Origin of the sequence: Pseudomonas sp. Teo4, assembly GCF_034387475.1 — a bacterium.
Taxonomy (GTDB): Bacteria; Pseudomonadota; Gammaproteobacteria; order Pseudomonadales; family Pseudomonadaceae; genus Aquipseudomonas.
The window spans coordinates 912,720-936,164 of the sequence record NZ_JAXCIL010000001.1; the positions used below are offsets into that span (position 1 = coordinate 912,720).

General features: G+C 65.2%; 17 protein-coding genes. 7 read left to right on the forward strand and 10 right to left on the reverse strand.

From position 1 onward, the window contains the following. Window positions 1-167: 167 nt before the first annotated feature. The 10 genes from PspTeo4_RS04440 to PspTeo4_RS04485 form a co-directional block, all read right to left on the reverse strand. On the reverse strand, window positions 168-1,592 hold the full coding sequence (locus tag PspTeo4_RS04440) for a gamma-aminobutyraldehyde dehydrogenase (RefSeq protein WP_322362520.1): 1,425 nt from the start codon (window positions 1,590-1,592) through the stop codon (window positions 168-170). Window positions 1,593-1,665: 73 nt separating this feature from the next. Beyond that, entirely contained in the window at window positions 1,666-2,487 is an 822-nt protein-coding gene (locus tag PspTeo4_RS04445) for an ABC transporter permease (RefSeq protein WP_322362521.1), read from the reverse strand. Beyond that, window positions 2,477-3,427 (reverse strand): ABC transporter permease, encoded by a 951-nt coding sequence (locus PspTeo4_RS04450; RefSeq protein WP_322362522.1) that lies wholly within the window; start codon window positions 3,425-3,427, stop codon window positions 2,477-2,479. The genes PspTeo4_RS04445 and PspTeo4_RS04450 overlap by 11 nt, the downstream gene beginning before the upstream one ends. A gap of 1 nt (window position 3,428) precedes the next feature. Next, the gene (locus PspTeo4_RS04455; RefSeq protein WP_322362523.1) at window positions 3,429-4,457 is read right to left on the reverse strand and encodes an ABC transporter ATP-binding protein; all 1,029 of its coding nucleotides are present in this window, start codon (window positions 4,455-4,457) and stop codon (window positions 3,429-3,431) included. Window positions 4,458-4,602: 145 nt separating this feature from the next. Next, window positions 4,603-5,748 carry a putative ABC transporter substrate-binding protein YdcS gene (gene ydcS / locus PspTeo4_RS04460; RefSeq protein WP_322362524.1) on the reverse strand — a complete coding sequence of 382 codons (1,146 nt, stop codon included), beginning with the start codon at window positions 5,746-5,748 and terminating at the stop codon, window positions 4,603-4,605. A 50-nt stretch (window positions 5,749-5,798) separates the two neighbouring features. After that, the gene (locus PspTeo4_RS04465; protein ID WP_322362525.1) at window positions 5,799-7,253 is read right to left on the reverse strand and encodes a gamma-aminobutyraldehyde dehydrogenase; all 1,455 of its coding nucleotides are present in this window, start codon (window positions 7,251-7,253) and stop codon (window positions 5,799-5,801) included. 173 nt (window positions 7,254-7,426) lie between these two features. After that, window positions 7,427-8,338 carry a LysR family transcriptional regulator gene (locus PspTeo4_RS04470; protein WP_322362526.1) on the reverse strand — a complete coding sequence of 304 codons (912 nt, stop codon included), beginning with the start codon at window positions 8,336-8,338 and terminating at the stop codon, window positions 7,427-7,429. A 95-nt stretch (window positions 8,339-8,433) separates the two neighbouring features. Beyond that, window positions 8,434-9,339, reverse strand: coding sequence for a LysR family transcriptional regulator (locus PspTeo4_RS04475; RefSeq protein WP_322362527.1), 906 nt, complete (start codon window positions 9,337-9,339; stop codon window positions 8,434-8,436). Between the two features lie 118 nt (window positions 9,340-9,457). Next, window positions 9,458-12,385: an aminotransferase gene (locus PspTeo4_RS04480; protein WP_322362528.1), complete on the reverse strand. Its 2,928-nt coding sequence runs from the start codon at window positions 12,383-12,385 to the stop codon at window positions 9,458-9,460. A gap of 116 nt (window positions 12,386-12,501) precedes the next feature. After that, a complete protein-coding gene (locus tag PspTeo4_RS04485) occupies window positions 12,502-13,353 on the reverse strand; it encodes a LysR substrate-binding domain-containing protein (protein WP_322362529.1) in 852 nt (283 codons plus the stop codon). Between the two features lie 375 nt (window positions 13,354-13,728). On the opposite strand from PspTeo4_RS04485, the gene PspTeo4_RS04490 reads away from it, so the two are divergent. The 7 genes from PspTeo4_RS04490 (at window position 13,729) to PspTeo4_RS04520 (ending at window position 23,445) form a co-directional block, all read left to right on the forward strand. Further along, entirely contained in the window at window positions 13,729-14,568 is an 840-nt protein-coding gene (locus PspTeo4_RS04490; protein WP_322362531.1) for a transporter substrate-binding domain-containing protein, read from the forward strand. Window position 14,569: 1 nt separating this feature from the next. Further along, window positions 14,570-15,304 carry an ABC transporter permease subunit gene (locus PspTeo4_RS04495; RefSeq protein WP_322362532.1) on the forward strand — a complete coding sequence of 245 codons (735 nt, stop codon included), beginning with the start codon at window positions 14,570-14,572 and terminating at the stop codon, window positions 15,302-15,304. Further along, window positions 15,294-15,974 (forward strand): amino acid ABC transporter permease, encoded by a 681-nt coding sequence (locus PspTeo4_RS04500; protein ID WP_322362534.1) that lies wholly within the window; start codon window positions 15,294-15,296, stop codon window positions 15,972-15,974. Before PspTeo4_RS04495 ends, PspTeo4_RS04500 begins: the two co-directional genes overlap by 11 nt. Next, the gene (locus PspTeo4_RS04505; RefSeq protein ID WP_322362535.1) at window positions 15,964-16,782 is read left to right on the forward strand and encodes an amino acid ABC transporter ATP-binding protein; all 819 of its coding nucleotides are present in this window, start codon (window positions 15,964-15,966) and stop codon (window positions 16,780-16,782) included. The genes PspTeo4_RS04500 and PspTeo4_RS04505 overlap by 11 nt, the downstream gene beginning before the upstream one ends. 26 nt (window positions 16,783-16,808) lie before the next feature. Next, window positions 16,809-17,399: a cysteine dioxygenase family protein gene (locus PspTeo4_RS04510; protein WP_322362536.1), complete on the forward strand. Its 591-nt coding sequence runs from the start codon at window positions 16,809-16,811 to the stop codon at window positions 17,397-17,399. A 24-nt stretch (window positions 17,400-17,423) separates the two neighbouring features. Then, the gene (metC, locus tag PspTeo4_RS04515; protein ID WP_322362538.1) at window positions 17,424-20,126 is read left to right on the forward strand and encodes a cystathionine beta-lyase; all 2,703 of its coding nucleotides are present in this window, start codon (window positions 17,424-17,426) and stop codon (window positions 20,124-20,126) included. A gap of 448 nt (window positions 20,127-20,574) precedes the next feature. Next, window positions 20,575-23,445 (forward strand): HD domain-containing phosphohydrolase, encoded by a 2,871-nt coding sequence (locus PspTeo4_RS04520; RefSeq protein ID WP_322362539.1) that lies wholly within the window; start codon window positions 20,575-20,577, stop codon window positions 23,443-23,445.

The following is a 23,445-nucleotide window of genomic DNA, read 5'->3' on the forward strand; positions in this document are numbered from 1 at the left end:
CGGGGCGACCCACACACCCTTTAACTCTGAAAAGAAGTCGTACTTCAATCCGAACATCGCGATACACGGTGTGACGCATGTTGATCGACTCCGCCTAGCACTGCGGTGATATCGAAGCCCCGGTCAGCCTGATGCGGCTGACCGGGGCTTCGTTCTTCAAGCCAGGGTCAATGCTTGAACATCACATGACGTATGGCGGTGTAGTCCTCCAGGCCATACATCGACATGTCCTTGCCGTACCCGGACAGTTTCACGCCGCCGTGCGGCATCTCGCTGACCAGCATGAAGTGGGTGTTCACCCAGGTGCAGCCGTATTGCAGGCGGGCCGCCAGGCGGTGGGCACGGCCGACATCGGCAGTCCACACCGAAGAGGCCAGGCCGTAGTCGGAGTCGTTGGCCCAGGCCAGGGCCTGGGCTTCATCGTCGAACTCGGTGACCGAGACCACCGGGCCGAACAGCTCGCGGCGTACCACTTCGTCATCCTGGCGGGCACCGGCCAGCACGGTCGGCTCGAAGAAGAAGCCGGCACGGTCGGCGCGTTTGCCGCCGGTGACCACCTCGATATGCGGCATCTGCCTGGCACGTTCGACAAAGCCTGCGACGCGCTCCAGGTGCTGCTCGGTGATCAGCGGCCCCAGTTCGGTGTCTGGGTCGTCCTGCTCGCCATAGCGGATGCTGGCGACAGCTTCGCCGAGCTTTTGCACGAACCTGGCATAGATGCCTTTCTGCGCGTAGATGCGGCAAGCGGCGGTGCAGTCTTGCCCGGCGTTGTAGAAGCCGAAGGTACGAATGCCCTCCACAGCGGCGTCGATGTCGGCGTCGTCGAAGATGATCACCGGGGCCTTGCCGCCCAGCTCCATGTGCGTGCGCTTCACCGTGTCGGCGGTGCCGGCGATGATCCGGCTGCCGGTGGCCACCGAGCCGGTCAGCGACACCATGCGCACTTTCGGGTGGGTGGTCAGCGGCTCACCGACGCTCGGGCCACGGCCGAAGACCATGTTCACCACGCCAGCCGGGAAGATGCCGGTGATCAGCTCGGCCAGGCGCAGGGCGGTCAATGGGGTCTGCTCGGACGGCTTGAGCACCACGGTGTTGCCGGCGGCCAAGGCCGGGGCCAGTTTCCACGCGGCCATCATCAGCGGGTAGTTCCAGGGCGCGATGGACGCCACCACGCCCACCGGGTCACGGCGGATCATCGAGGTATGGCCCGGCAGGTACTCGCCAGCGGCCGAACCCTGCAGGCAACGGCTGGCACCGGCGAAGAAGCGGAACACGTCGGCCACGGCCGGCAGTTCGTCATTCAGCGCGGCGCTGTAGGGCTTGCCGCAGTTGTTCGATTCCAGGCGCGCCAGTTCCTCGGCATTGGCATCGATGGCATCGGCCAGTTTGAGCAGCAGCAGCGAGCGGTCTTTCGGTGCGGTCTGCGACCAGCTGTCGAAGGCAGCGTCGGCGGCCTGCACGGCGGCGTCGACCTGCGCGGCCGTGGCCTCGGCGATTTCCACCAGGGCGGTGCCCAGGGATGGGTTGAGCACAGCGAGGCTTTCACCTTCGCCGGCGACCAGTTGGCCGTTGATCAGCAGTTTGGTTTGCATCGGTGGAACCTCCAGTTCGGGAGCGTAGTGCACATTCGGTCGGTGTCTTGCTTGCGGGCGGGCCACAGCGCGGTCATTTGCCGCTGCCGGCCACGCCTTCGCCACCCTTGGTCAGGTAATAGGCGCCCAGGATCGGCAGCATGGTGACCAGCATCACCAGCATGGCTACCACGTTGGTCACCGGTACATCGCGAGGGCGGCCCAACTGGTTCAGCAGCCAGATCGGCAAGGTCCGTTCGTGGCCGGCAGTGAAGGTGGTGACGATGATCTCGTCGAACGACAGCGCGAACGCCAGCATGCCGCCGGCCAGCAGGGCCGAGCCCAGGTTGGGCAGAATCACGTGGCGGAAGGTTTGCCAGCCGTCGGCGCCCAGGTCCATCGACGCTTCGATCAGGCTCTGGGAGGTACGCCGCAGGCGGGCGATGACGTTGTTGTAGACGATCACCACGCAGAAGGTCGCGTGGCCGATGACGATGGTCAGCATGCCCGGCTCGATGCCCAGCGACTTGAACGCCGACAGCAGGGCGATACCGGTGATGATGCCGGGCAGGGCAATCGGCAGAATCAGCATCAGCGAGATACCTTCCTTGCCGAAGAAGTCGCGACGGTACAGCGCCATCGAGGCCAGGGTGCCCAGCACCATGGCGATCAGCGTGGCGATGCTGGCGACTTTCACCGACAGCACGATGGCGTCGAGTACGTCCTGGCGCGCGAAGGCCACGCTGAACCAGTGCAGGGTGAAGCCCTTGGGTGGGAAGCTGAAGGCCGCATCCTCGGTGTTGAAGGCGTACAGGAAGATGATCAGGATCGGGAAGTGCAGGAACACCAGCCCGCCCCAGGCAGCGGCTTTCAGCCCCCAGGAGGCCTGCCCGTGAGTTGAGGAATCAGAGCGCATCGAAGGCCCCCAGGCGTTTGACGATGGACAGGTAGACGGCGATCAGCACGATCGGCACCAGGGTGAACGCGGCGGCCATCGGCATGTTGCCGATCGCGCCTTGCTGGGCGTAGACCATGTTGCCGATGAAGAACCCGGGCGGGCCCACCAGTTGCGGCACGATGAAGTCGCCCAGGGTGAGGCTGAAGGTGAAGATGGAACCGGCGGCGATGCCGGGTACCGACAGCGGCAGGATGACCTGGAAGAACGTTTGGCGCGGGTGCGCACCGAGGTCGGCCGAGGCCTGCAGTAGCGACGGCGGCAGGCGTTCAAGGGAGGCCTGGATCGGCAGGATCATGAACGGCAGCCAGATGTACACGAACACCAGGAAGCGCCCCAGGCTGGAGGTGGACAAGGTGTTGCCACCCAGCCCCGGCAAGCCCAGCAACAGGTTCAGCACAGGCTCCAGGCCCAGGTGCTGGACGAACCACATCGCCACGCCGCCCTTGGCCAGCAGCAAGGTCCAGGCATAGGCCTTGACGATGTAGCTGGCCCACATCGGCAGCATCACGGCGATGTAGAAGAACGCCTTGGTCTTGCCGCTGGTGTACCGTGCCATGTAATACGCAATGGGGAAGGCCACCGCGCCACTGGCGATGGACACCGCCACGGCCATCAGCACCGTGCGCTGGATGATGTCGAAGTTGGCCGGGTTGAGCAGCGCGGCGAAGTTGGCCCAGGTGAGGTCCGAGGTCACCATCATGGTGAAGTCGTCGAAGGTGTAGAAACCCTGCCACAACAAGGTCAGCAGCGACCCCAGGTAGATCGCGCCGAACCACAACAGTGGCGGTACCAGCAGCAGCGAAAGGTACAGCGTCGGCTTGCGGTACAGCAGGTTCGACAGGCGCCGCAGCGGGCGATTGGCGGCCGCGGGTGCCGGTGCATTGATCGTCAGTTCCATGTCACGCGCCCTCGTTCAGCACCACCATGGCCTCGCGCGACCAGCGTGCGGTCACCTGCTGGCCCGGCTGGTGCGGGAGGTGGGTGTCGGCCCACTGGCTGTTGGCCTGGCTTAGGCAGAGGTTCTGGCCATTGTCCAGGCGGATCTCGTAGCGGGTCGCTGCGCCCTGGTACTGGATGTCGTGCAGCAGGCCGCTGATCTCGATGTCGCTGGAACCGCGCTCGCCGTCGGCGAAGCGGATGTGTTCCGGGCGGATGGAGAACGGCTGCGCGTTGCCGGTCAGGGCACGGGCGATATCACCGCGCAGTACGTTCGACGTACCGACGAATTCCGCCACGAACGGTGTGGCTGGTTTCATGTACAGGTTGCGTGGTGTGTCGACCTGTTCGATACGGCCTTTGTTGAACACCGCCACGCGGTCGGACATCGACAGCGCTTCGCTCTGGTCGTGGGTCACGAAGATGAAGGTGATGCCCAGCTGGCGCTGCAGTTTCTTCAGCTCGCTCTGCATCTGCTCGCGCAGCTTGAGGTCCAGGGCGCCCAGTGGCTCGTCCAGCAGCAGCACGCGCGGGCGGTTGACCAGCGCGCGGGCCAGGGCCACGCGTTGGCGCTGGCCGCCGGACAGTTGCACCGGTTTGCGGCCACCATAGCCACCCAGGGCCACCATGCCCAGGGCCTCCTCGGCACGCTGCAGGCGCTCGGCCTTGCCTACACCTTTCACCTTGAGGCCGTAGGCGACGTTCTCCAGCACGTTCATGTGCGGGAACAGCGCGTAGTCCTGGAACACCGTGTTGACGTCACGCTGGTACGGCGGCAGGCCGGCGGCTTCCTGGCCGTGGATGCGGATCGAGCCTGCGCTGGGTTGCTCGAAGCCGGCGATCAGGCGCAGGCAGGTGGTCTTGCCCGAGCCCGAAGGGCCGAGCATGGAGAAGAACTCGCCGTCCTTGATGTCGATGGACACCCGGTCAACGGCCTTCACCTCGCCAAACTGGCGGGAAACCTGGGTGAACTGAACAGCAGGGGTGGTCATGGTGCACGCTCCAAGGGGCAGGAATTCGGCATGGCCGGGCCCGGCCCGTTGCTCTGAAGGACGGGAAATCGTTTAGCGGGTAGTTCGGTGTGGGGCAGGCGCCTGACGCTCGATTGAGCGTCAGGCGCCAGGGCAAAGCCGTGGCTCAACGACCGCCCATGATCCCGATGTAGTCCTGGGTCCAGCGGCTGTAAGGGACGAACTTGCCGCCCTCGGCCACCGGGGTTTTCCAGAAGGCGATCTTGTCGAACTGGTTGTAGCCGTTGGTGGCGCAACCTTCGGCACCCAGCAGGGCGCTGGACTTGCAGCCTTGCGGGGCGGCCGGGACCGAGCCGAACCAGGCGGCCACGTCACCCTGGACCTTGGGCTCCAGCGACCAGCTCAGCCACTTGTAGGCACAGTTGGGGTGCTTGGCCTCGGCATGCAGCATGGTGGTGTCGGCCCAGCCGGTGACGCCTTCTTTCGGGAAGACGGTGGCGATGGGCTGGCCTTCGGCCTTGAGGGCGTTGGCCTGGTACGGCCAGGCGCTGGAGGCGACCACGCCTTCGTTCTTGAAGTCGCTCATCTGCACGGTGGTGTCGTGCCAGTAGCGGTGCACCAGTTCACGTTGCTTGCGCAGCAGCTCGACCACGGCGGCGTACTGCTTTTCGTCGAGCTGGTAGGGGTCGGTGATGCCCAGCTCAGGCTGGGTGGCCTTGAGGTACAGCGCGGCATCGGCGACATAGATCGGGCCGTCGTAGGCCTGCACGCGGCCCTTGTTCGGTTTGCCATCGGCCAGGTTTTCGGCCTGGAACAGTACTTTCCAGCTGTCCGGTGCGGTGGGGAATACCTGGGTGTTGTACATCAGCAGGTTAGGGCCCCACTGGTAGGGCGCGCCGTAGGTCTTGCCGTTGACCACGTACCAGGCAGCGTCCTTGAGACGTGGGTCGATGTTTTTCCAGTTGGGGATCAACGCCGGGTCGATCGGCTGCACGCGCTTGCCGTAGATCAGCCGCAGCGACGCGTCGCCCGATGCGGTGACCAGGTCGTAGCCACCCTTGGTCATCAGGCTGACCATTTCGTCGGAAGTGGCGGCGGTCTTGACGTTGACCTGGCAACCGGTTTCCTTTTCGAACGGGGTGACCCAGTCGTAGTTCTTGTCGGACTCGCCGCGCTCGATGTAGCCGGGCCAGGCAACGATGTCCAGGCGGCCTTCACCCGCGCCGACCTCCTTCAGGGCCTCGGCGGCCTGGGTGCCGGCGCTGGCCAGCAGGGCGGTGGTGATGGCACTGAGCAGTACGGTCTTGCGCATCGGGTGTCTTCCTTTTGTTGTTGTCGCTAGGGATGTGCCGACGGGGGCGTTCACTCCAACTGCTGGCCGTGGCGCGCCATGATGTGGCGCACCACGCTGTAGTCCTGCAGCGAGTCGCTGGACAGGTCCTTGCCGTACCCCGAGCGCTTGAGGCCGCCGTGGGGCATTTCACTGGCCAGCATGAAGTGGGTGTTGATCCAGGTGCAGCCGTACTGCAGGCGATTGGCGACCTGGAATGCTTTGTCCAGGTTTTGTGTCCACACCGACGAGGCCAGGCCGTATTCGGAGTCGTTGGCCCAGTCCACCGCTTGCTCCAGCTGGTCGAAGCGGGTCACGGTCACCACCGGGCCAAACACTTCGCGCTGGACGATCTCGTCCTGTTGCTTGCAGCCGGCCAGCAAGGTCGGCTGGTAGTAGAAGCCGGCGCCGGAGTGCACGGCGGCACCGGTGACGCGTTCGATATGTGGCTGGCCGAGGGCGCGCTCGACGAAGCTGGCCACCCGGTCGCGCTGGCGGGCGCTGATCAGCGGGCCGATCTCGTTGTCGGCGTCACGTTTGCGGGCGAACCGAATGCTGGCCACGGCATCGCCCAGTTCGGCGACCAGGCGGTCGTGGATACCGGCCTGGGCGTAGATGCGGCAGGCGGCGGTGCAGTCCTGGCCAGCGTTGTAGTAGCCGTGGGTGCGCACGCCCTCGACCACGGCGGCCAGGTCGGCGTCGTTGCAGACGATTACCGGGGCCTTGCCGCCCAGTTCAAGGTGGGTGCGTTTAAGCGTGCGCGAGGCGGCCTGGAGAATCTTCTGCCCGGTGACGATGTCGCCGGTGAGCGAGACCATGCGTACTTTCGGGTGGCTGACCAGGTGGCTGCCGATGCCTTCGCCACCGCCGCAGACGATGTTCAGCACACCGGGCGGTAGGATCTGCGCCAGGGCCGGTGCCAGGGCCAGGATACTCAGCGGGGTGTGTTCGGAGGGTTTGAACACCAAGGTGTTGCCTGCCGCCAGGGCCGGGGCGATTTTCCACGCCGCCATCATCAGTGGGTAGTTCCACGGCGCGATGGAGGCCACCACACCCACCGGGTCGCGGCGCACCATGCTGGTGTGGCCGGGAATGTACTCGCCGGACAACTGGCCCTGCTGGCAACGCACGGCGCCGGCGAAGAAACGGAACACATCGGCGGTGGCAGGAATGTCGTCCTGGCGCGCCAGGTGCAGCGGCTTGCCGCAGTTCAGCGCTTCGAGCCGGGCGAGCTCGGCGGCGTGCTGGTCGATGGCATCGGCGATGGCCAGCAGCGTTGCGGCGCGTTGGGCAGGTGTGGTGCGGGACCAGGCCGGGAACGCGCGGTGGGCGGCAGTGATGGCTGACTCGAGCTGGTCCAGCGAGCCTTCGGCGATGCTGACGAGGATCTCGCCACTGGCCGGGTTGATGATCGGCTCGGCAATGCCAAGGCCTGCGACCAGTTGGCCGTCGATCAGCAACGCGGTGTGCAGGGGGGCACCAGTCATCTTGGAGGCTCGTCGTTTATCGGTTTTATTGTCGAGGGGCATGTGCAGGCTCCGGCAGGGTGATGCCCGGAACTGGCCCTTTGCTATGGAACCAGAGACTAGAGTCCGGGCCTGTGGGCGACAAATTCTTAATACTGAAAGTGTCGTTCGAAAAAAACGAATGCTGTGTGCCGTCAGATCGACAGGCGCTTGGCGTTGGGCTGTTCGCGCGCCACCGTCAGGAACGGGTCGACCAACGCTGGCCGCGCGGTTCCCCGGCGCCAGGCCAGGCCGACGTCCAACGGTTCGGAAAGGTCCACCAGCGGGCGCGCCTCGATGATGTCGCCCTCCAGCGACCACGGTCGGTAGGTCATGTCCGGCTGAATGGACAAACCCAGGCCGGCGGCCACCAGGCTGCGCACCGCTTCCACCGAGGCGGTGCGCAGCGTCACCTGCGGCACCAGCCCTGCGCGGGACCAGATGCGCTGGGTGTGCAGGCCCATCTCATCGGCGTTCAGCTGAATCAACGGCTCGCCCGCCACATCGGCCAGGGCGATGCTGTCGCGCTCCAGCAGGGGGTGTTGCGGCGGCAGCCACAGCCGGTGTGGTGAATGGGTGAGCACTTCGGTCTGCAGGGCGTGGCGGTCTTCCAGGTTGGACAGAATCAGCACGCCCACGTCGATCTCGCCGCTGACCAGCAAGTGTTCGATGTAGGGCCGTTCGTCCTCCACCACGCGGGTGCGCACATTGGGGTAGGCGCGCTGGAAACGGTTGATCAGGTCGGCCAGGTAGTAGCCGGCCACCAGGCTGGTAACGCCGATGGTCAGGCTGCCGGTGACCTGGTCGGTGCTCTGCTGCAAGCTGCGCTTGGCGTTTTCCACCGTGGCCAGAATCAGGTGCGACTGGCGCAGGAACTGATGGCCCTGGTGGGTCAGGGTCATGCCCTTGGCGTGGCGGTCGAACAGGCGCACGCCGATTTCCTCCTCCAGCTGTTGAATGGCCAGGGTCAGGGTGGACTGGGAAATGAACACGGCCTGGGCGGCGGCGGAAATCGAGCCGGTCTCGGCGACGGCGATGAAATGGCGGATCTGGCGGAGCGTCATCATGGGGAGTGGGCCGCTTTCGATCAGTTTGTTTTTGTTTATCGAAAGCGCATAGGAGCATTCTTTTTAATCGAATGAAAGTGGCCCAAGGCAAGGCGTCACGACCTTGCAGGCTCTTTTTCGAAGCAGTGGCGCATGGCGTCGAGGTAGCGGCGTGCACCCAGCCCCAGCGGGCGGGACTTGATCCAGATGATGTCCACCCACAGCCGCAAGCGGCTGGCCATGTTGTCGAAGCGCACCTCGGCCAGCGCGCCCGAGGCAATCAGCGGCTCGACCAGGGGCTGGGGCAGGTAGGCCCAGCCCAGGCCGGACTGCACCAGGTTCAGCGTGGCCAGGTAGCTGTCGGTGAGCCAGATGCGGCGCGACAACACCATGCGCGGGTCGGACCCGGTGGGGTTGCCGGACGCCACGATAATCTGCCGCTGTTCGGCGAGTTGTTCCTCGGGCAACGGCGTGCCGCTGTGCTGGCCGGCGGGGTGGCGGGGCGATGCGACCGCCACCAGCAACTGGCTGCCGGCCTCGAGAAAGGACTCGCGCTCATCGATGCCGGGCCGTTCGAACACCAGTGCCAGTTGCACGCTGCCTTCATGCAGCAGGCGAATGGCTTCCGATTGCGTGGCAGAGCGCACTTCGATCTCCAGATTCGGAAACTCAGTCGCCAGCAACTCCAGCGGTTGGCTCCAACGCCCGGTCTGCAGTTCGGGCGCCATGGCGATGGTCAGGCGCTTTTCCAGCCCTTTGTGCAGTTGCAGGGCCTGGGCATCCAGCAGGTTGAGTTGGCAGATCACCTGTCGGGCCTGGGGTTCGAGTGCCAATGCCGCGCTGGTGGGCAGGGCCTTGCGCGTTGCGCGGTCGAACAGGGCCATGTCCAGTTCGGCTTCCAGCTGGGCGATGGCCATGCTCACGGCTGAAGGTACGCGCCCAAGCTTGCGAGCGGCTGCGGAAAACGAACCACCGTCCAGCACTGCCAGAAATACGGCGAGGGAATCGCTAGTAAATGCCATTGTCAGGAAACCTGATGACTCTTGTGTTTTATTGAGAAAAATTATGAACACAAGAGGGCTGTATCACAACCTTGAGCCTTGCCCACCGTTTTCACGCGGTGAGCAAGGTTGCCTGGGGTTACAGGTCTTCCTGCAAGATCCGCTCGATGCTGTCGACGAAGTAGTCGACGCTTGCCCGCGTGGTGCACATCGGCGGCTTGATCTTGAGGATGTTCAGGTAGTCACCGGTCGGCTGCATGAAGATGCCCAGGTCGCGCAGGCGGTTGCACAGGGTCATGGTTTCTTCGCTGGCGGGCTCCAGGGTCTGCCGGTCACGTACCAGTTCCAGCCCCAGGTAGAAGCCCGAACCGTGGGCAGCACCGGCCAACGGGTAGCGGTCGACCAGCGCCTGCAGGCGCGCCTTGAAGTAACGTCCCACGTCCCGGGCGTTGTCCAGCAGCCCCTCATCGCGCAATACATCCAGCACCGCCATGCCGATGCGGCAACTTACCGGGCTGCCGCCGGCCGAGGAAAAGAAGTAACCCTCGGCTTCCAGCGCTTCGGCGATTTCGCGGCGGGTGATCACCACGCCCAGGGGCTGGCCGTTGCCCATGCCCTTGGCCATGGTGATGATGTCCGGCACCACGCCTTGCTCTTCGAAGCCCCAGAAGTATTCGCCCAGGCGTCCGTAGCCCACCTGCACCTCGTCGGCGATGCACACGCCACCGCGGTCGCGGACCTTGGCGTAGGCTGCCTGCAAGTAACCTGCAGGCAGCGAGATGCCGCCGGCATTGCCGTACACCGGCTCGCAGATGAAGCCAGCCAGCTGGCGGCCACGGGCATCGAGGTCGGCCAGCTTGGCATCGACATCGCGCAGGTAATCGGCGGCGCTGTCCGGGCCCCGGTAGCGGCCGCGGAAGGTGTTCGGCGCTTCCACCGGGTGCACCCAGTCCGGCCGGGTTTCCAGGGCCTGCGGGTTGTCGGCGATGGAGGTGGAAATGGCATCGGTGGCCACCGACCAGCCGTGGTAGGCCTCCAGCACGCTGAGCAGGTCACGTCCGCCGCTGTAGGCCCAGGCCAGGCGAATCGCCAGGTCGTTGGCCTCGGTGCCGCTGTTGACTAAAAACACTCGGTCGAAGCCTTCTGGTGCAAGCTCCAGCAGGCGCTCGGAGAACTCGGCGATGGCCGAGTAGTGGAAGCGCGAGTTGGTGTTGACCAGCGACCATTGGCGCGCCGACTCGGCGGCCATGCGCGGGTGGCCGTGGCCCAGCACTGCGACGTTGTTGAGCATGTCCAGGTAGGAGCGGCCCTGCATGTCGATCAGGTAGTTGCGCCAGCCGCGTTCGATGTGTGGCGGCTGGGCGTAGTAATGCTTCTGCGAGCGGGCGAAGCTGGCATCGCGGCGCGCCAGCAGCGCTTGCGGGTCGGGCAGAGGCTCGGCATCGCAGTCCACGCCCAGCAGGGCCGCTGGCGACGGGCACAGGGCTAGCCAAGCGGCGGCCTGCGAGGGCTGGGCGAAGAACGGTGGATGGATGCCGTCGTCCAGGCACAGCTGCACGCTGAGGAAACCACAGCTGCTGCCCAGCGCCTGCCCTTTGCCCAGCGCCTGGCCGTGCTCTGGGGCATCTTCCAACCCGCTCAACCACAGGCTCCAGGTGGCGGTGCGCAGGCAGCCGCGGCCATCACCTGTACGTTCCCAGGTCCCGGCTTCGGGCGCCTGCACGGTGCTGCCGCCCGGCAGGTTCAGCTCCACGCCCAAGGCACAGGTAGCCGGCTCTTCAGGGCGGTCAATATGGGTTTGCGACAAACGGAACTGGCCATGCAGGCTGCACGCGGGGGCCGGCTGGGTGGTCAGCACGTGCTGGTCGAAACCCGGCTGCTCCCAGTTGCCGGCCTCGCAGTGCGCGCTGAGCACGCCCAGGTCGACCCGGCTCACGGCCTGCCCGGCCAGGGTTGGAACCAGTGGCAGGCAGCCGGTGAAGTCCACGGTTGCGTGGGGTTTGCCGGCAGCCTGGAGGATGGCCGCGTCCATCAGGGCGGCGGGCACCGCGCAGGCGGTGTCGAAGATTTCCCATTCGTGGGCGATATTGTCGCGGGTGTACTGGTTGCCCGGGTCTACGGCCAGTTGCTGCTCGCTGCTCAGCACCAGCACCGCCGAACGTAGTTGCACCAGCGGCCACAGGGCGTGCAGCTCGGCATCCTGCAGCAGGTTGAGCGCCTGGTAGGCACTGACTGCGGGCAGGATCCGCAGCGGGTCGCCCTCGGCATGGTGGAGCAGGGCAGAGCAGGTCACCGACAGGTCGGCGATGCGCCAGGTGCGCAGCAGGTCGCCAAAGTCGATCACCCCCTGTACCTGCCAGGCACGCTCGGCGTCACGGGCCCAGACCACGTTGTCGTCGGTGATGTCCAGGTGCACGGCCTGGGTCGGCAGGTGCGCGATCAGTGGCTCCAGCCGCTGGGCTGCCTGCTGCGCAAGGCGGGCTACCTGGTCGCGACGTGCCGGGTCCTTGAGCACCGGAAGCAGGTGCTCGACCAGCGCCAGGGCGTGGCGAGGGTCCCACTGCAAGGTGCGCTCCAGCCCAGGATGGTCGAAGCCGGCCAAAGCCTTGTCGACACGGGCGCACAGCGCGCCGAACTCGGCCACGACCGACGCCGGCAGGTGCGCGAGACGAGTCAGTGGCTGGCCCTCCAGATAGTCCAGCAAGCGTGCGCGCAACGGCTGGCCGTCCACCTCGATCGCCAGCAGGTCCTGGCCATCGCGCGCGGGGCGCACGGCTGGTACCTGGAGCCCCTGGGTACGCAAGTAAGCCAACGCTGCGTGCTGCGCCTCGAGCTCGACCTGCGCGTAGGTGCCATGGCAGACCTTAAGCACATACCGCCCGTTTTGGGTATCGACCCGGTAGTTGAGGTCCTGCTGGCTGCCAAGCGCCTGCAGCGTACCTGTCAGGCCATAGTGGGCCTGCAGCAGCGCATGGGCCTGGTCCTCGCTCAGCGCGGGGTTGGACTGGCTGGAGCGCTCGAACAGCGAGGCGAGCGGGGAGGTGGATGTTGCGTGCGGGAAGGACATGGATGCCACCGTGGGTCATGCAGTTGTTGGGGGCGAATCTATGCCTCTGTTGGCTGATGATAAAAGACGATCGTGATCAGAATTTCTGATAACGCCGCTGCGGCGCGTGGCAGGGGTCAAAGCCCGACACTGGCGCGCACCATGGCGTAGGCCTGGCGAATCAGCGGGTTCACGGTGTTGGCCCGTACCCACAGGTAATAGGTCACATCCGGTAACGGTGGCAGGCCGTCGCTCTGGCCCAGCACGCGCATGTCCGGGCCGACCATCTCCTGGCTACGCGCGGTGATCCCCAAACCGGCGCGCACGGCGGCCTTGATGCCGATCAGGTTGGACGCCAGGTAAGCCTGGCGCCAACTGATGCCCGCCTGTTCAAGAGCCTCCACGGCCAGCTTGCGGTACAGGCTGGGTTCGTCCACCAGCACCAGCGGCAACGACTCCCCCGGCACATGCTGATAGTGCGCGGCACACACCCACCACACCGGCGAGGTGCGCAGGGCAAAGCCTTCGAGGCCTGGCGCCGTGCGCGTGGAGATGACCATGTCGACTTTGCCGCGCTGCAAATCATCCATCAGGAACGGGCTGCGGCCCACGTCGATTTCCAGGCGCAGGTTGGGGGCCGAGCGGGCGATATGGCTGAGAATCGGCGGCAGGATGGTGTCGGCGATGTCATGGGGCGAGCCGATGCGCAGCACGCCGCTGAGGCTGTCTTCGCGCAGGCCGGCAAGGGCTTCGTCGTTGAGCGTGAGCATCTGCCGGGCATGGCGCAACAACTGGCGGCCAGCGTCGGTCAGCGCCTTGTTGCGACCTTGCTTGCGCACCAGGGCGACACCCACTTGCTGCTCCAGACGCTGCATGTGCTGGGTGACCGAGGCCTGGGTGCGGGCCAGGTGGCGGCCGGCTTCGGCGTAGCTTGAGTGGTCGGCGACGGTGACGAAAGTACGGAGCAGGTCGAGGTCGAGGGCGGGCATGGGGGCTCTGTGTTTGAGGGGACCGCAGCGCGGCCCATCGCCGGCAAGCCGGCTCCCACAGGTACAGCGCCGACTTCGAGAACAGCGCCGTATCTTGTGGGAGCCGGCTTGCCGGCGATGGAGCGCGAAGCGGTCCTGTTTTTACATTAAACAACTCGGAATAAACATAACGATTGTTTATGTTTTTTGCGAGGTGCTCGTGTTGCTTGATGGATTTAACCAAGCAATTTCAGGCTTATAACTTTTTAAATGTATTCCTATATCTTCGAAGTTATAAAGTTAGGCGATATTTGCATTTCCCCTCCCGTCGCCGACTTCCTAGCATGCGCCCTCATCAGGCCGGGTGTTCCGGCCGCCGGGATGAGGAACCCCACCATGACGCTGTCCACCCCTGTTCGCCGCAGCCTGCTTGCCACCTTGCTGGCCAGTGCCGCCCTGGCCGCCACCGGTATGGCCCAGGCCGATGCCACCCTGGACAAGATCGAGCAACGCCAGCGCCTGTCGGTGGGCGTGGTGCTGTCCGGCGGGCCGTTCGGCGCCATCGACCCGGCCACCCGCCAGCCCGTGGGCTTCAGCGTCGACCTGGCGCGGGACCTGGCCCGCCAGCTCAATGTGCAGCTCGATCTGGTGCCGGTGCAGCCGGCCAACCGCGTGCAGTTCCTCCAGCAAGGCAAGGTCGACCTGTTGATCGCCAACATGGAGTGGACCCCAGAGCGTGACAAGCTGCTGGGCCATGTGCCGACACCGTTCTACCGGGTCGGCGGCACCGCCGCGCTGGCCAAGGACAGCCCGGTGAGCAGCTGGGCCGACCTCAAGGGCCAGGCAGTGTGCACCTCCCAGGGCAGCAGCTACACCCAGGCCCTGATCGACCTGGGCGCCCAGCTCAAGGCCTTCAAGACCTCCGCCGAATCGCTGCTGGCCCTGCGCGGCAACAACTGCGTGGCCGCCGTGCACGACGCCACGCTGATCAACCCGCTGTTGGCCAAGGGCGGCGAGTGGAGCGGTTATCGCGCCCTGGCGCCGGAGCTCAACCCGGCGCCGTCGGTAATCTGGACCCGGCTGGGCGAGACCGACACCCAGGCTCGCCTCGACCCCTTCGTTCGCCAATGGCACCGCAGTGGTTGGCTGATCGAGCGCGAACAGGCCAACCACATCACCCCGGCTTCGCCTGCACTGGTCGAGCTGCGCCAGAAGCTCCAGGGTGACGGCGCCTGAAATGAGTGAAACCTTGCAATGGCTGGTCGGGCAGGGTGCCAGGTTGGGCCTGGACTACCACTTCCTGCTCGACGGCTACCACCGTGGCAACCTGCTCGAAGGTGCGCTGACCACGCTCTGGCTGTGCCTGCTGAGCATCGCCGGCAGCCTGCTGGTTGGCCTGCTGCTGGCTGGGGCACTGGTCAGTGGCCGGCGCTGGTTGGCCTGGCCGGCACGGGCCTTCGTCGAGGTGACCCGCAACACCCCGACCCTGGTCCAGCTGTACTGCGCCTTCCTGGTGCTGAACATGCTGCTCAACCAGAGCCTGGGCAACGCCAACCCGATGACCCCGTTCGCCTGGGTGGCGATCGTGATTTCCCTGCACAAGGGTGCTTTTCATGCCGAAGCCCTGCGCGCCGGGATCGAAGCGGTGCCTGCAGTGACGTTGGAGGCGGCCAGCTCGCTGGCGTTCAGCCGCCGCCAGCAACTGCTTCAGGTGCAGTTGCCACTGGCCGTGCGCTTTGCCTTGCCGGCCCTGGTCAACAACCTGATCGACCTGGTGAAGATGACGGCGGTGGCGTCTGCCATTGCCGTCAACGACATCACCTATGCCTCGATCATGATCTGGACCCAGGGCGACAACGTGATCGAACTGATGATTCTGATCCTGGCGTACTTCGGCCTGCTGAGTTTCATCGTCAATTGTGTCGGCCGTGCCCTGGAAGCACGCTTGAGGATGCCCGGTTATGGCCACTGAAACCCTGACCACCTTGTGGCACTGGACCCCGACCCTGGCTGCCGGCCTGGTGCAGAACATCCAGATCAGCCTTGGCGCCATTGCCCTGGGCAGTGTGCTGGGCCTGTTCATAGGCGTGCTCGCACTGTCGCCGCTGGCTGCTTTGCGCGGGCTGGCCCGGCTGTGGGTGCAGGTGTTTCGCAATGCGCCCTGGCTGGTGCTGATCTACTTCACTTCCTACGTGTTCCCTTTCGAAGTGCAGGTCGGGCGCACCTGGCTGGCGTTTCCCGACTGGCTGAAAGTCACCGTGGGCCTTGCCTTGCCCGCCAGTGCCAACGTCGCCGAGATTTTCCGTGGCGCGGTGGCCTCGATTCCGGCAACGCAATGGGAAGCGGCGCGTTCGCTGGCCTTCAGCCGTGGCCAGATCTTCCGTTCGATCATCTTGCCGCAGTGCCTCAAGCGCATGCTGCCGCCGTGGATGAACCTCTACGCCGTGGTGACCATGGGCACCGCCCTGGCTTCGCTGGTGGGCGTGCACGACCTGATCGACAGCGCGCAGATCGCCGCCAACACAGTCAACCAGACTGGCTTCACCGTGCTGGTGTACGCCAGCGTGCTGGTGCTGTTCTTCCTCTATTGCTACCCGATTTCCCGACTCACCCAACGCCTGGAGCGCCGCTATGCCTTCTGAACCCTTGATCCAGCTGAGCGACGTGCACCTGGCCTTTGGCGACAACCAGGTCCTGCGCGGCATCGATCTGCAGGTGCAGGCTGGCCAGGCGGTGTCGATCATCGGGCCATCGGGTTCCGGCAAGTCGACCATCCTGCGCTGCATCACCGGCCTGCTGCGCCCACAGCGCGGCAGCATCCGCATCGGCACCACCGAAGTGCGCGACCTGCGCAGCGAAGCCGAGCTGATTGCCTTGCGCAAACAGGTTGGTTTCGTGTTTCAGCAATACAACCTGTTCCCTCACCTGAGCGTGCTGGACAACCTGCTGATCGCCCCGACCAAGGTCCTTGGCCGTGCTCGCGACGAGGCCCGCGACGAGGCGTTGGTGCTGCTGGACAAAGTGCGCCTGCGGCACAAGGCCGATGCCTTCCCCGGGCAGTTGTCCGGCGGCCAGCAACAGCGCGTGGCGATTGCCCGAGCATTGGCCATGCGGCCCCGACTGATGCTGTTCGACGAAGTGACTTCGGCGCTCGACCCGGAAACGGTCGGCGAAGTGCTGGCCGTCATCCGTGCACTCACCGAGGAGGGCATGACCTGCGTGCTGGTAACCCATGAAATGCGCTTTGCCGAGGAAATCAGCGACCAGGTCTACTTCACCGAGCATGGCCGCATCGTCGAGCACGGCAGTGCCGAGCAAGTGTTTCGTGCGCCACGTCACGAGCGTACACGCAGCTTCCTGCAGCATGCCCAGGGCGAGGCCGGCCAGCGTCCAGGCCGCCCAGCCCCGGACCTGTTGAGCAACCTGGGGCGATACAGCCTCAGCGTATGAACCTGACCCAACAAGAGTGCACCTTTATGTCCCGTGAATCCGTGATCCAGCCATTCCTTGCGCAAGTGCGCGCCATCCATGAACGCGGCGTCGACCGTGCGGCCTTGCAGCAGATCGTCGTGCTGCTCGAAGGCCTGGCCAGCCGCCGCGAGCTGTTCAATTTCGAACGCTTTCCAGCGCCGGACGCAGTCAGTGGCGAGACCCAGTTCCGCTATCGCCTCAACGACGATGGCGAGGCGCCGACCCTCTACGTCAACTCGTTGCTGCCTGGCAAGGCGACCCTGCCGCACAACCATGAGACCTGGGCGATCATCGTCGCGGTCGAAGGCCAGGAGCTGAACCGCGTCTATCGCCGTGAGGATGATGGCAGCGACCCGGCCCGCGCCGACCTGCTGCTGGAGCGTGAGATCGTCGTGCAGCCGGGCACGTCGGTGGCTTTCCTGGGCGAAGACCTGCATGGCATTCGCGTCGAAGGCCAAAGCCCGACCTTGCATTTTCACCTGTATGGCCGCCCGCTCGAATCCCTCGACAACCGTTACGGCGTCAAGGAAGACGGCAGCGTGGTGAACTACAACAAATCACAGATGGCGCCTTCCATCCAAGCCTACGGCCTTTGACCCAACGACCACGGACTGTGTCCCATGAGCGCGAGCATTACCCCCGCACACCTGCATGACTGGCTGTTCGACGGCCAAGAGATCGCCCTGTTCGACGTGCGCGAACACGGCCAGTACGGCGAGGCCCACCTGTTCCACGCCGTTAACCTGCCGTACAGCCGCCTTGAAATCGATGCACCGCGCCTGGCGCCGAATCCGGCGGTACGCATGGTGGTCTATGACCTTGAGGGCGGCGAACTGGGCCGGCGCGCGGCGCGGCGTCTCGAAGCCCTGGGCTACCGGTCAGTGTATTGGCTTGAAGGCGGCAGCCTGGCGTGGCAGGCGGCGGGGCATGAGCTGTTTGCCGGTGTGCATTTGCCTTCCAAAGCCTTTGGTGAATTGGTCGAACATGCCTGCCATACCCCGCGCATAAGTGCCGGGCAGTTGGCCGAGTGGCAGCGCGAAGGTAAACCCTTGGTGTTACTCGATGGCCGGCCTCTGGAGGAGTTCGCCAAGATGAGCATCCCCGGGGCGACATGCTGCCCAAACGGCGAACTGGGCTACCGCCTCGAGGACCTGGTCAGCGACCCGCACACGCCCGTGGTGGTCAACTGCGCCGGCCGAACGCGCAGCATCATTGGTGCCCAGACCCTGATCAACCTGGGCATCGACAACCCGGTCTACGCCTTGGAAAACGGCACCCAGGGCTGGTACCTGGTGGACTTGCCGCTGGACCATGGCAGCCAGCGGCATTACCCGGCCCATGGCGGCCAGGCCTTGGCGCAGCAGCGTGAACGCGCCCGGCAGCTGGCTCGACAGGCCGGCGTGCAATGGGCATCGGCGGCCAGCGTTCGATCCTGGGCCGAGGCGGGGGAGCGCAGCCTGTTCCTCTGCGACGTACGCACCCCTGAAGAATTCGCCCGCGGCAGTTTGTCGGGGGCGCAACATGCCCCTGGGGGGCAGCTGGTGCAGGGGACCGACCTGTACATCGGCGTGCGCAAGGGGCGTGTGGTGCTGTTCGATGATGACGGCGTACGTGCGCCGATCGCGGCTAGCTGGCTGCGCCAGATGGGACATGAAGCCTATGTGCTCGAAGGTGGCTTGAGCAGTGGTCTGGCGCTGCCATCGCCGGTTGCGCCTGCGGTGTCGCTGGTCGAGGCGGGGGCCGAAGAGCTCGACGGTGCCTTGTTGATCGACCTGCGCCCAAGCACTGCCTACCGCAAGCGCCACTTGCAAGGTGCACGCTGGTCCATCCGCCCACGGCTGGCCGACCACGTGCAGGGCGAAACGCGCAAGCTGGTGTTCATCGCCGACGAGCCGAAGGTTGCACAGCTGGCACTCGGCGAACTGCCGGCCAGCCAACAGTCCAGCGCGCGGCTGTTTCCCAAGGCATTGCTTGACGACTGGCCACAGGTTGAAAACGATCTGTCGTTGGCCGATGCCGATTGCATCGATTTTCTGTTCTTCGTGCACGATCGCCACGCCGGCAACAAGGACGCGGCGCGCCAGTACCTGGCCTGGGAAACCGGCCTTATTGCCCAGATGAGCCCGGCGCAGATTGCCAGCTTCACCCCGCTGACCGCCGCTGAACCGCTGGCCACGCGGTTGGTGCATGCCGGCCGCGGCGAGCCGGGGCAGGGCGCCCATGGCGTCAACGTGCCGGTCAGCCGACTGAGTACGGTGCTGTTCGACAATGTTGCTGCGATGCGCGACGCCCGTAGCCGACGCGATCAGGAGCGGGTGCTGAGCTACGGTGCCCGTGGCAACCCCACGGCCCATGCCCTGGAGGACCTGGTCAGCGAGCTGGAAGGTGGCTACCGCACCAAGCTCTTTGCGACCGGCCTTCAGGCCATCAGCCAGACTTTCCTGGCCTACCTGCGCCCAGGTGACCATCTGCTGGTCAGCGATGGCGTATACGGCCCGGTTCGGCGGCTGGCCCGCGAACTGCTCGAACCCTTTGGCGTTCAGGTGCAGTATTTCGCCGCCGACGGCCGGGGCCTGGAAAGCGCCTTGCAGCCCAACACCCGGATGGTCTACAGCGAGAGCCCCAGCTCGTTGCTGTATGAACTGAGCGACCTGCCGGCCATGGCGGCGCTGTGCAAGCCGCGGGGCATCCTGTTGGCAATCGACAACACCTGGGCTTCGGGTTACCTGCACCAGCCCCTGGCACTGGGGGCGGACATTTCGATCATGGCGCTGACCAAATACCTGGGCGGCCACAGCGACGTGATGATGGGCAGCGTCTGCACCACGGAGCGGGCCTTTGCCGCGCTGTCGCGCATGAGCGACACCTGCGGCTGCACCGTCAGCCCCGACGATGCCTGGCTGGTGTTGCGCGGTGCCCGCAGCCTGGCCAGCCGCATGGCCGTGCATGAGCGCCAGGGGCTGGAAATCGCCCGCTGGCTGCAGGGCCGGGAAGAAGTGGCGCAGGTGTTTCACCCCGCCTTGCCGGAGCACTCCGGGCATTACTTGTGGCAGCGCGACTTCAAGGGCGGCAACGGATTGCTCAGCTTTACCTTCGCGCAGCCGGATGCGGCCCGTGCCGAGGCCTTCGTCAATGGATTGCGCTTGTTCGGTATTGGCGCATCTTGGGGTGGCTACGAAAGCCTGGTGACCTTGGCCGATGTCAGCGAGCGCAACGCCGCGCCGGTATTGCCGGGGGCGTTGGTGCGCCTGCATGTGGGGCTTGAGGACGTACGCTCGTTGCAGCGCGACCTGGACCAGGCCTTGTGGGGGAGTGCGATGTAATCCCGGCAAGGCATCGCCCCTCATCAAGCGTCGTGCGAGTGTCTTTCTAGGTACGAAAAACATTGATAGCATCCGGCCATCTCGCGCCTTGGCGATCGTTGTGGCCGGCCCGCTCCTTGAAGTCGCTGGCGACAATGGTGCTCGATGATGTCAGCGGAGCCTGGCTTCCCTGGGGGCGCAGCACGGCTCGGCTGGGTACGGCCGCTGTAAGCCAGGTGCACTTTGCGCGTGGGGTTCAGGTGCAGTTTTTTGCGTGGCACGTTTCGGATTGATATCAATCCGGCATGATCCTGATCGCTGGTTACACTGTTGAAACCGCCAAACAGGGAATAGCCGGGATGGGCGACGTGTCGATGGGTCATGCAGCATGGCTGGCAGGCCGCCGGGTGGCGTGCTTCGTGGGCCCGGTTCGGGCAGCCGAACCTGCTGCGGCGAGGGAGACACAACCATGACCAATCCTGGACGTGGTGTTTCCCTACAGTTGCTGGTGGCGCTGGCGATCATGCTGGGCATGCTGGTGCTGGGCGTCGGCCTGGCCTGGCAGGGCTATCGCGCCATTCAGCAGACCTTGGTAGCTGCTGCCGGCGATACGGCCGAGCAATTTGGCCGAACCATTGACGAGCGTGCCCGACGCCTGGTCGACCCGGTGCAAAGCAGCATTCGCCTGCTTGCCGTCAACCCGACTGCACACACCTTGGCCCAGCGTCTGGAGCGGTTGGCGCTGCTGGTCGAAAGCCTGAACGCCAACACGATGCTCAGCGCCGCCTACGTGGGTTACCCCAACGGCGAGTTCATCCTGGTTCGCCCCCTGCGCACGCCCCAGTTGCTCGAGCGTTTCGCCGCACCGCCAGGCACGGCGTTTCTTGTACAGAGCGTCAGCCAGGGGGAGGGTGGGGCGATGCTTGGCGAGTGGCGCTTCTACGACCGTGACTTGACCTTGCTCGAGTCGCGGGGCAAACCGGATTACCATTACGACCCACGTCCACGCCCCTGGTTCGTCGAGGCCTCCAGCCAGCCCCAGACCGTACTGACCCGCCCCTATGTGTTCTTCACCACTGGCCAGATTGGCCTGACCATGGCCCAGCGCAGCGCCGATGGCGCGTCGGTGATCGGCATGGATGTAGCCGTCGACGACCTGGCCAGCCAGAGCCGCGATCTGCGCATCACCGCCGGCACCCAGATCGCCGTGGTCGACGACCTGGGCAATGTGGTGGCTTACCCGGACCTTGTGCGGGTGATCGTGCGCGAAGGGGAGGCGGTGCGCCTGTCGCGCCTTGCTGAACTGGGTATCCCCAGCCTTGCGCGGATCTACGCCGGCCAGCCGCGAAGCAGCCGGCCACAGCCGTATGAGGTGCAGGGACAGACCTGGTATGGCATGCGCGTGCCCTTCACCACCCTCACGGGGCAGGAGTTACAGGTGCTGATCGCTGTGCCGGCCCACGAACTGTTGGCCGGAGCGCGCACGGTGCTGTTCGAACAACTGCTGTGGACAGTGGCATTGATGGCCGTGCTGCTGCTGTTGGGTGGGCTGCTCGGGCAACGTATTGGCCGCCCGCTGCGGATGCTAGCCGAGCAGGTGCGGGCGCTGGCCGGTTTCGACTTCAGCCGTGAGGTGGGGGTGTCTTCGCGGGTGTCCGAGGTGCGTGAGCTGAGCCGTGTGCTGAGCCGCATGTCCGGCACCATCCGCAGCTTCCAGGCGATTACCCTCACGCTTGCCCGCGAAAGCCAGCTGGAGCGCATGCTCGATGGCGTGCTCACGCATCTGGTGAACGCCGCCGGGGTCAGTGCCGGTGCGGTCTACCTGTTCGATGCAGAGGGTGCGTCGTTGCGCCTGGCCGCCTGCCGTGGCGAGGGCTACCCGGCCGAGCTGACGATCGACGAGCACGGGCGCAACGATCTGGCCAGCGCCGTGGCCCACGCCCTCGAACTGCAAGGGGAAAGCCTGGCGGTGGTGCTCAATGACCGCAGCCAGGCGCTGCTCGGCATTCTGGTGCTGCAGCTGCAAAGTGAGCATGCCCGCGAAGAAGTACGCCAGCCGTTCCGGCGCTTCGTCGAGGAGTTGTCGGGCGCCGCCGCCGTGGCCATCGAGACGCGCCAGTTGATCGAGGCCCAGCAACGTCTGCTCGATGCCATGATCAAGCTGCTGGCCGACGCCATCGACGCCAAGAGCCCCTACACCGGTGGCCACTGCGAACGGGTACCGCAACTGGCGCAGATGCTGCTGGACCAGGTCGTGCAGGCCGACAGTGGCCCTTATGCCGACTTCAGCATGAGCGAAAACGAACGCTACGAGTTCCGGGTGGCGGCCTGGCTGCACGATTGCGGCAAGATCACCAGCCCGGAATACGTGGTGGACAAGGCCACCAAGCTGGAGACCTTGTACAACCGCATTCATGAGGTACGCATGCGCTTCGAGGTGCTCTGGCGCGATGCCGAGCTTGCCTACTGGCGAGGGCTGGCCGCAGGTAAAGACCCACAGGGGCTGCAACGCACCCTGGAGCAGTGCCACGCGCAGTTGCAGGAGGAATTCGCCTTCGTCGCCAAGGCCAATATCGGCGGGGAGTTCATGCAGGATGACGATGTCGAGCGTTTGCAGCGCATCGGCCAGCGTCGCTGGCAGCGGCACTTCGATGACCGCCTGGGCATCTCTCGCGATGAAGAACAGCGCTTTGCCGGCAGGGCGCCAGTGCACTTGCCGGTCGATGAGCCGCTACTGTCCGACCGCAGCGAGCACCAAGTGCCTTGGGGGCCGCGTAAACCGCCGGTGGTCAGCGACGACCCGCGCAATGTGTGGGGGTTCGACATGCGTCTGCCGGCCAACGCCAGCAATCATGGCGAGCTGTACAACCTGTCGATCCGGCGCGGCACGCTCAACGATGAAGAGCGTTTCAAGATCAACGAACACATCGTGCAGACCATCATCATGCTCAACGCGTTGCCATTCCCGCGTCAGCTCAGGCGCGTGCCGGCCATTGCCGGCAACCATCACGAACGCATGGACGGCAACGGTTACCCGCGTCGGTTGGGCGAAGACCAGCTGAGCATCGCCGAACGGGTCATGGCCATCGCCGACATCTTCGAAGCCCTGACCGCCGCCGACCGCCCGTACAAGGCGCCGAAGACGTTGTCAGAATCGGTGAAGATTCTGGTGTTCATGGCTCGCGACCGGCATGTCGACGGGCAGCTGCTGCAGCTGTTCTTAAGCAGCGGGGTGTACCGTGAGTACGGCGAACGGTTCCTGCGCCCCGAGCAGCTCGACGAAGTGGACGTGGCGTACTGGCTGGCACAGATCACGGGGCATTCGCTGCAGGAGGGCTGA

Coding starts and splice junctions, on each gene's coding strand:
- PspTeo4_RS04440 (WP_322362520.1), bottom strand. CDS start 1,592: ATGCAAACCAAACTGCTGATCAACGGCCAACTGGTCGCCGGCGAAGGT.
- PspTeo4_RS04445 (WP_322362521.1), bottom strand. CDS start 2,487: ATGCGCTCTGATTCCTCAACTCACGGGCAGGCCTCCTGGGGGCTGAAA.
- PspTeo4_RS04450 (WP_322362522.1), bottom strand. CDS start 3,427: ATGGAACTGACGATCAATGCACCGGCACCCGCGGCCGCCAATCGCCCG.
- PspTeo4_RS04455 (WP_322362523.1), bottom strand. CDS start 4,457: ATGACCACCCCTGCTGTTCAGTTCACCCAGGTTTCCCGCCAGTTTGGC.
- ydcS (WP_322362524.1), bottom strand. CDS start 5,748: ATGCGCAAGACCGTACTGCTCAGTGCCATCACCACCGCCCTGCTGGCC.
- PspTeo4_RS04465 (WP_322362525.1), bottom strand. CDS start 7,253: ATGACTGGTGCCCCCCTGCACACCGCGTTGCTGATCGACGGCCAACTG.
- PspTeo4_RS04470 (WP_322362526.1), bottom strand. CDS start 8,338: ATGATGACGCTCCGCCAGATCCGCCATTTCATCGCCGTCGCCGAGACC.
- PspTeo4_RS04475 (WP_322362527.1), bottom strand. CDS start 9,339: ATGGCATTTACTAGCGATTCCCTCGCCGTATTTCTGGCAGTGCTGGAC.
- PspTeo4_RS04480 (WP_322362528.1), bottom strand. CDS start 12,385: ATGTCCTTCCCGCACGCAACATCCACCTCCCCGCTCGCCTCGCTGTTC.
- PspTeo4_RS04485 (WP_322362529.1), bottom strand. CDS start 13,353: ATGCCCGCCCTCGACCTCGACCTGCTCCGTACTTTCGTCACCGTCGCC.
- PspTeo4_RS04490 (WP_322362531.1), top strand. CDS start 13,729: ATGACGCTGTCCACCCCTGTTCGCCGCAGCCTGCTTGCCACCTTGCTG.
- PspTeo4_RS04495 (WP_322362532.1), top strand. CDS start 14,570: ATGAGTGAAACCTTGCAATGGCTGGTCGGGCAGGGTGCCAGGTTGGGC.
- PspTeo4_RS04500 (WP_322362534.1), top strand. CDS start 15,294: ATGGCCACTGAAACCCTGACCACCTTGTGGCACTGGACCCCGACCCTG.
- PspTeo4_RS04505 (WP_322362535.1), top strand. CDS start 15,964: ATGCCTTCTGAACCCTTGATCCAGCTGAGCGACGTGCACCTGGCCTTT.
- PspTeo4_RS04510 (WP_322362536.1), top strand. CDS start 16,809: ATGTCCCGTGAATCCGTGATCCAGCCATTCCTTGCGCAAGTGCGCGCC.
- metC (WP_322362538.1), top strand. CDS start 17,424: ATGAGCGCGAGCATTACCCCCGCACACCTGCATGACTGGCTGTTCGAC.
- PspTeo4_RS04520 (WP_322362539.1), top strand. CDS start 20,575: ATGACCAATCCTGGACGTGGTGTTTCCCTACAGTTGCTGGTGGCGCTG.